This is a genomic window from Candidatus Magnetaquiglobus sp., from assembly GCF_058402785.1.
Genome location: NZ_JBZVFG010000038.1, coordinates 26,066 through 33,339 on the forward strand (window position 1 = coordinate 26,066; position 7,274 = coordinate 33,339).

General features: G+C 63.7%; 5 protein-coding genes. 1 reads left to right on the top strand and 4 read right to left on the bottom strand.

Translation table 11 applies throughout. The annotated features are described in order from the left end of the window. Positions 1–138: 138 nt before the first annotated feature. Positions 139–927: a hypothetical protein gene (locus ACV4UY_RS12305; protein WP_491607883.1), complete on the bottom strand. Its 789-nt coding sequence runs from the start codon at positions 925–927 to the stop codon at positions 139–141. A gap of 146 nt (positions 928–1,073) precedes the next feature. Beyond that, the gene (locus ACV4UY_RS12310; protein ID WP_491607884.1) at positions 1,074–1,742 is read right to left on the bottom strand and encodes a precorrin-2 dehydrogenase/sirohydrochlorin ferrochelatase family protein; all 669 of its coding nucleotides are present in this window, start codon (positions 1,740–1,742) and stop codon (positions 1,074–1,076) included. A 44-nt stretch (positions 1,743–1,786) separates the two neighbouring features. Between ACV4UY_RS12310 and uvrA the strand changes: the two genes are divergently transcribed. Further along, a complete protein-coding gene (uvrA, locus tag ACV4UY_RS12315) occupies positions 1,787–4,654 on the top strand; it encodes an excinuclease ABC subunit UvrA (RefSeq protein ID WP_491607885.1) in 2,868 nt (955 codons plus the stop codon). A 60-nt stretch (positions 4,655–4,714) separates the two neighbouring features. Here the strand turns inward: uvrA and ACV4UY_RS12320 are convergent, their stop codons facing one another. Continuing rightward, positions 4,715–5,209: a Ros/MucR family transcriptional regulator gene (locus tag ACV4UY_RS12320; RefSeq protein WP_491607886.1), complete on the bottom strand. Its 495-nt coding sequence runs from the start codon at positions 5,207–5,209 to the stop codon at positions 4,715–4,717. A 137-nt stretch (positions 5,210–5,346) separates the two neighbouring features. Then, positions 5,347–7,179, bottom strand: coding sequence for a bifunctional chorismate-binding protein/class IV aminotransferase (locus ACV4UY_RS12325; protein ID WP_491607887.1), 1,833 nt, complete (start codon positions 7,177–7,179; stop codon positions 5,347–5,349). Between the last annotated feature and the right edge of the window lie 95 nt (positions 7,180–7,274).

Sequence of the window (7,274 nt, forward strand, 5' to 3'; positions counted from 1 at the left end):
GCTGTTTGGCAAATGCCAAACAGTCGATGCGGGCCATTCATGGCCCACTCGATTGCGCAGCCATTTGACAAGCACGAATCTTTTTTTCGATTCGTGCAGGTTTGGTGATGCCATTCATGGAATCACCAAACCTGTCCCTCAGAGCGCGCCGGTGGATTTGTTCTCGCCGTTGGTGTAGTTGAAGACCACCAGTTCCGCCAGGCGGGGCGGGGCGTGGTTGGCGCGGACCGTGGCCAGCTTTTGGTTCAACGCCTCCACGGCGTCGTCCGAATCGTCCACCACCAGATCGGCGCGGATCCAACAGGGATCGTCGGATGGAATGCCGGTGTAGTTGATGGTCTTGATCTCCTTGCGTTCCCGTTCCAGGATCTTCATCGCCAACCCCTGCAACCGCTCCACATCGTCGTCGGCGATGCCGAACCGTTCCAGCAGGGCGCCGCTCTTGGCGATGGAGTCGGCCTCTTCGATGGGACGCGACGGATTCAACCGGCTCCAGTCGCTCATGCGGCGCACCCCGTCCTGGATCCGACCCGAGGCCAGGGTGGTGACGATCAGTTCGGCCAGGATGTCCAGATCGTCCGGGTTCCCATCGTGCAGGACCCGATACTGCTCGCGCGCCTCGGCGAAGTGGCCGAGCCGGGCCAGACAGGCCCCGTAACCGTGACGCACGTCCGGATCGTTGCCGCTGTGCCAGAGGGCATTCCTGAAGTGGGCGCGCATGGTGTCGCTCTCTTCGAGCAGCGTGGCGGTCAGCCCCAAAAGATAAAAGGCGCGCACCGGTTCGTGACGGCGGTGTTCGGCGATCACCCGCTCCAGGCGTTTCAATTCGAATTCGAAGCGCGCGGCATCGATGGGTGAGGCCCAGATCCCTTGCAGGCGGACCAACAGGTTATCGAGGATCTCGTCGCGACTTTGTTGGATCATCATCTCTTCTCATCCGCCTCCCATGGCGCGGGATCGGCCCGCATACGGGCTCCCCGTTGACCGGTTCGGTCAATAAATGTCTCCCTGATCCATTTATCGTGTCGTGTCATTTCGCGCATGAGGAAAAAATGGGGGTGTGGCCAAAAAAATTAAAACGACTCACCCTGTTCCCGCACCCGCGCCTCGAACCACGCCTCGGCATCCCCGCGCAACGGGGGACCCTCCGGGTCGCGCGTGGCTTCCACAGCCGTGGCGCGCCAGAAGTTCTGGCGGATCTCGGCATCCGCGATCCGCGCCTGGATCGGCCCCCGCCAGCGTCCGAACAGGGCGACCAGTTCCCCCCAGCCCGGTTCCAGCCAGGCGTCGATGCGCTCCTTCAACACCCGCATCAGCGCCGGACTGCGCCCGCCGCTCCCCACCGCCACCGTCACCGCGCCGCGCCGCACCACCGCCGGCACCAGAAATCCACTGCTCTCCGGATCGTCCGCCGAGTTGCACAGCAGACCATGCTCCCGGCAGGCCGCGCCGATGGAGCGGTTCAGTTCCGCCTGGTCCGTGGCCGCGAACACCAGAACCGGTCGCGGCGGGCGATCCAGCAGCAGGATCGAGAACGCTTGCGGCCAGTGGTCGATCCGCCCGGTCTCCGCCCACCCGGCCACCACCGGATCCAGACACGGCGCCACTACGGTCACCCGCGCCCCGGTGATCAGCAACCCCTCGATCTTGCGACGCGCCACCCGACCCCCGCCCACCACCAGCACCGGGCGATCCGCCAAGACCAGTTCCGCCATGTAGTGCGGCATGCTATCGTGTGCCATGTTGAATCGATCTCTTCTCAAAGGTGACAGGTCTTATCGCAATCATGTCCGACACCCACATCATCATTCGCGGCGCGCGCGAACACAATCTGAAAAATATCCATCTGGAATTGCCGCGTCACCGGTTGACCGTCATCACCGGCGTTTCGGGATCGGGGAAATCCTCGCTTGCCTTCGATACCCTCTCCGCCGAGGGGCAGCGTCGCTACGTCGAATCGCTCTCTGCCTACGCGCGTCAGTTCCTGAGCCTCCAGGGCAAGCCGGATGTCGATGCCATCGAGGGGCTCTCTCCGTCGATCTCCATCGAACAAAAAGGGACCAGCAAGAATCCTCGCTCCACCGTGGGCACGGTCACCGAGATCCACGACTATCTGCGTCTGCTGTTCGCCCGTGTCGGTCGTCCCCACTGTCACGGCTGCGGCCAGCCGATCCAGAGTCAAAGCATCAGCCAGATGGTCGATATTCTCATGGCCCTGCCGGAAAAGAGCCGGCTTCTGCTCTTGGCCCCGGTGGTGAGCGATCGCAAGGGGGAGTACAAGAAGGAGTTGGCCGCCCTGGCCCGTCAGGGATTCACCCGCGTGGTGATCGATGGCGAGACCTGCGAGCTGGACCAATTGCCCGTTCTGAATAAACAGGTCAAACATACGATCGAGGCGCTGGTGGATCGGATCGTCATCAAGCCCGGACTCGAGACCCGGCTGGCCGATTCGCTCGCCACGGCCCTGGGCGTGGCCGAGGCCCTCGGCATCAAGCATCAGGCCGGCGGCATCGCCAAGGTGATGGTGCTCGACGAACCGCCCCGCGAGATGATTTTCAGCGAGCGGCACGCCTGTCCCACCTGCGGCATCTCCTATCCGGAGATCGAACCGCGCATGTTCTCCTTCAACAGCCCCCACGGCGCCTGTCAGGAGTGCGACGGGCTCGGCAACAAGCCCTTTTTCGATCCGGAGTTGGTGGTTCCGAATCCGGACCTGTCGATTCACGATGGGGCGGTGGCCCCCTGGAACAAACCCACCGCCCACCTGGCGCGCGAGTCGCTCCAGACCTTGAGCGAGCATTACGGGTTCGATCCGCGCACCCCCTGGAAGAGCCTGCCGGTGAAGATCCGGGAGATCATCCTGTACGGTTCCGGGAGCGAACGGATCCTGTTCCGGTTTCGCGGTCCGCGCGGCTCGTTCACCACCTCGCGCCCCTGGGAGGGGGTGATCAACAATCTGGAGCGTCGTTTCATCGAGACCGAATCCGACGACGTGCGCGAGGAGTTGCATCCCTATCGTTCCTCGGCCCCTTGTCCCGTGTGTCATGGCAAGCGGTTGCGCAAGGAGGCTCTGCACATCCTGATCGACGGAGCCAACATCGCCGATCTCTCCGCGCTCTCCCTGGATCTGGCGGCGGACAAGCTCTCCGCTCTGCCGTTCACCCCCATGGAGTTGGCCATCGCCGACCGGATTTTGAAGGAGATCCTCGAACGATTGGGATTCCTGCGCGCCCTGGGGCTCGACTACCTCACCCTCGACCGGGCCGCCGCCACCCTCTCCGGCGGCGAGGGGCAGCGGATCCGGCTGGCCAATCAGATCGGATCGGGTTTGACCGGGGTGCTTTACATCCTGGACGAGCCGAGCATCGGCTTGCATCAGCGGGACAATCAGCGTCTGCTCGATGCCCTGTTCCGGCTGCGGGATCTGGGCAACACCGTGGTGATGGTGGAGCACGACGAGGATGCCATCCGACGCGCCGATCATGTGGTGGACATGGGGCCTGGGGCCGGGGAGCACGGCGGACGGGTGGTTGCCGAGGGACCGCCGGCGGCGATTCTCGCTCATCCGTCTTCGTTGACAGGCCACTACCTGGCCGGTATCCGTTCGATACCGATTCCGACCCGACGCCGCCCCTTCGATCCCAAGCGCTGTGTCACGCTGCACGGGGTGACCACGAACAATCTGAAAAATGTCGAGGCACGCATTCCCCTGGGACTGTTCGTCTGTATCACCGGGGTGTCGGGATCGGGCAAGTCGAGCCTGGTGCTCGACACCCTTCTGCCCGCCTTGACCGCGCGGCTCCATCAGGGCCATCTGCCCGGCGGGGTCTACGAGGAGATCAGCGGCCTCGAGGCCCTCGACAAGGTGATCCACATCGATCAATCCCCGATCGGACGCACCCCTCGTTCCAATCCTGCCACCTATACCGGCCTGTTCACCCCGCTCCGGGAGTTGATGGCCAGCGTGCCGGAGTCGCGCGGGCGTGGGTATCAGGCCGGACGGTTCAGCTTCAACGTCAAGGGCGGACGTTGCGAGTCGTGCGCCGGAGACGGACTGATCAAGATCGAGATGCATTTTTTGCCCGACATCTTTGTGCAGTGCGATGTCTGCCGGGGCAGCCGTTACAACCGCGAGACCCTGGAGATCCAGTATCAGGGCAAGAACATCGCCCAGATTCTCGATTTGACCGTGGACGAGGCGACCGCGATGTTTTCGGCCATTCCGGCGCTCAAGGGGCGGCTGGAGACGTTGCAGGCGGTGGGCATGGGGTATGTGCGGCTCGGACAGTCGGCGACCACCTTGTCCGGCGGCGAGGCGCAACGGGTGAAGATCGCCCGTGAGTTGGCCAAGCGGGCCACCGGGCGCACGCTCTACATTCTGGATGAGCCGACCACCGGCCTCCATTTCGACGACATCCGCAAGTTGCTGGAGGTGTTGGGGCAGTTGGTGGATGCCGGCAACACGGTGGTGGTGATCGAGCACAATCTGGATGTGATCAAGACCGCGGACTGGCTTATCGATCTCGGGCCCGAGGGGGGCAGTCGGGGCGGGGAGGTGGTGATGGAGGGGACGCCGGAGCAGTGCGCCGGGGACGGGAACTCCTGGACCGGTCGTTATCTGGCGCCGATGTTGAAGAGGGCGATCGGGGCGTGAAGGTGGGAAGATGTGGGGAGCGGAGGGGGCGCCACGGCCCCCCCATCCCCATCGTGACACTCAGGCGTCGTGGTCCTTGCGGCGCGAATCGCGCAGTTTGTCGCCCAGACCGGCCTCGATGGCCAGGGAGCGGCGCTTGTCCGAATAGGAGGGGGCCACCATCGGGAAGCTTTTGTCCAGATCGAACATGGCGCGGTATTCGTCGAAGTCCATTTTGTGCGAACGGGTCAGGTGACCTTTCAAGGCCTTGCAGGGCTTGCCGCAGATCAGGCAGATCACCGCGTCTTCGGTGACGGCCTGATCGATGGGCACGAACGGTTGAGGCTTTTTGGAATCACCCGAGGTCATGATCGGCGAGGCCGGTTCCTCTTCATCGCCCTCGGGCGTGGGGGCGACGTCGCGGCTCGTGGGGGCGGATCCGTTGGAGGCGAGATCGTTCAGGGTGGAGTACACCTCCCGGAGCAACGCCGGCAACTCACGAGCCTGGACTTCGTTATTGGAAACGTATGCTTCGATGATCTCCGCGGCGTGCTTGAGCAGATCGGACGACATCATGGAACTCCTTCAGGGTTAATAGAGGATTTGTTCAGAGATTTATCCGTATAATATTTTTCTTTGGAGAGCAACTGTCAAGATTTTTTTTGCGATTTATCAAAAAATCATGCAAACATTATCTTTCGAGGCGGGGAAGATCACGATGAGGCGTGATCAATGTAAATGATCTGGCCACAGAGATCCTCTATTCGTGCCACCCTGCATCCGCCGCGCACGGCATTGCCCATGCGGATCTCTTCGGCCTCGCGCAGATCATCCAGAGACAAACTGCGAAGGATGGCGTCGCATCGTGGTATTTCCCTGGCGCGCCACAGACTTGGACAAAGGCCATCGCCGAGCGGCGGGGCGATCCACTGGCCGGCGTGGCGTACCAGCAGGGCGCTGATCGCCCCTTCGGTAAGCTGTCCGCGCCGGTTGATGAACAGTCGTTCGTCATGACCTGTCTTGTGAGCTTCATGCCAGGCCATATCCAGGTGAAGGCGGCGGTTGCTCTTGTGGCATGCCAAGGGGTCGAGTGGGTCGGGCCGCCAGGCGGCCAGTCGCACCTTCAATCCGGCCTCGGGCCAGGGGGTGAACGGGCGTCGGGTCAGGGTGATCCCGCCTCCGGCGGTCAGTTCGAGGCGTCCCACCAGGGGGGTCGGGTGCGTTTTGGCCCATTGGCGTGCCGAGGCGCGAATGCGCGCTTCGAGTGCATCCGGTTCCAGGGGGATGCCGAGGGCGCGCGACGAATCGCCCAACCGGTGCAGGTGCGCCGCCAGCCAGGGGATCGCCCCTTCGGCCTCGACACGAAAGGATTCGATGAGTCCCAGTGGTGCGGGTCTGTCGTTCAGGAACCGTGCCTTGTCGGCGATTTCCATCCATTCGGCCTCGCTCTTCGAGTCGGCCACCACCCCGCCTCCGAGTCCGATCCGGCACCCTTGCGATTCACGCCGCACCACGGTGCGGATCGCCACGTTCAGCCATCCGTCCCCGCCGGGCATCAAGTATCCCATCGCCCCGGTATAGATCCCGCGCGGGCGTTGTTCCAGTTCCCGGATCATCTCCATGGTCCGTTTTTTCGGCGCGCCGGTGATCGAGGCGGCGGGAAAGAGCGCGGCCAGGATCCCCTCCAGATCGACTTCGGGACGCGCCAGGCCATGCACCCGTGTTTCGAGGTGATGGACGGTGGAGAACGAGCGGCAGGCGGCCAGGGATTCGACATGTACGCTGCCGGTGGTGCAGATCCGTCCCAGATCGTTGCGTGCCATGTCCACGATCATCACATGTTCGGCGTTGTCCTTGGGCGAGCTTTCCAGGGTCTCGGCCTGGGTGCGGTCTTGATCGGCATCGTTCGAGCGTGGGCGTGTCCCCTTGATCGGTGCGGTGACGAGTCGCTGGCCGCATCGTTCCAGAAACAGCTCGGGCGAGAAGGAGGCCACGGCCCAGGTTTGCGTGCGGATCCACATCGCCCGTGGAAAACGGTGCGCGGTTTGAACGTGCAGGAAGAACGTGGCCAGGTCGTCGATGCCCGTCACCTTCGCTTCCAGGGTGTGGTTCACCTGGTAGCTTTCGCCGGCCTGGATCCAAGCGGCGATGCGGGCCAGATCTTGTTGGTAACGGGTCTGGTCGCCGTCGGGGGTGAGGCGAACCGGGGGATGGGATGGAGGCTCCGGATAGCAGACCGGTCGCGGGGCGGTGTCAAAGCGTGCGAACCAGGCCAGGGGCGGGCCATTGGGTTCGGGCTGGGTGAAGACTGGCAGGTCGAAGGCGGCGGCGGCCTCGTAGGCGAGAAGGCCGGCCACCCAGTGACCCGTGCGGGTGGCCTGATCGATCTGGCGCAGCAGGGGACGCACGGAGTCCGGGGTGTGGGCGGAGAGCACGGCGATGGGGTGGGTGAAGAGGAGCGGTGGGCCGGCTTCGGGGAAATCGATGAGCAGGGTATCGGGTTGGTTGAGGAGGGTGGGTGAGAGGAGGGGTGTGGTGGTGGGCATGGGGAAGAGGGTGGTGAAGTTGAGTTCGGGCCTGAGTCGTCACGGGGGACCGGAGACGGTTACCGTCCCCGGCGGGGGTGGGGCAGAGCCCCACG

Bases quoted from the DNA above. Each gene is read 5' to 3' on its own strand.
- ACV4UY_RS12305 (WP_491607883.1), bottom strand. From the start codon at position 927: ATGATGATCCAACAAAGTCGCGACGAGATCCTCGATAACCTGTTGGTC.
- ACV4UY_RS12310 (WP_491607884.1), bottom strand. From the start codon at position 1,742: ATGGCACACGATAGCATGCCGCACTACATGGCGGAACTGGTCTTGGCG.
- uvrA (WP_491607885.1), top strand. From the start codon at position 1,787: ATGTCCGACACCCACATCATCATTCGCGGCGCGCGCGAACACAATCTG.
- ACV4UY_RS12320 (WP_491607886.1), bottom strand. From the start codon at position 5,209: ATGATGTCGTCCGATCTGCTCAAGCACGCCGCGGAGATCATCGAAGCA.
- ACV4UY_RS12325 (WP_491607887.1), bottom strand. From the start codon at position 7,179: ATGCCCACCACCACACCCCTCCTCTCACCCACCCTCCTCAACCAACCC.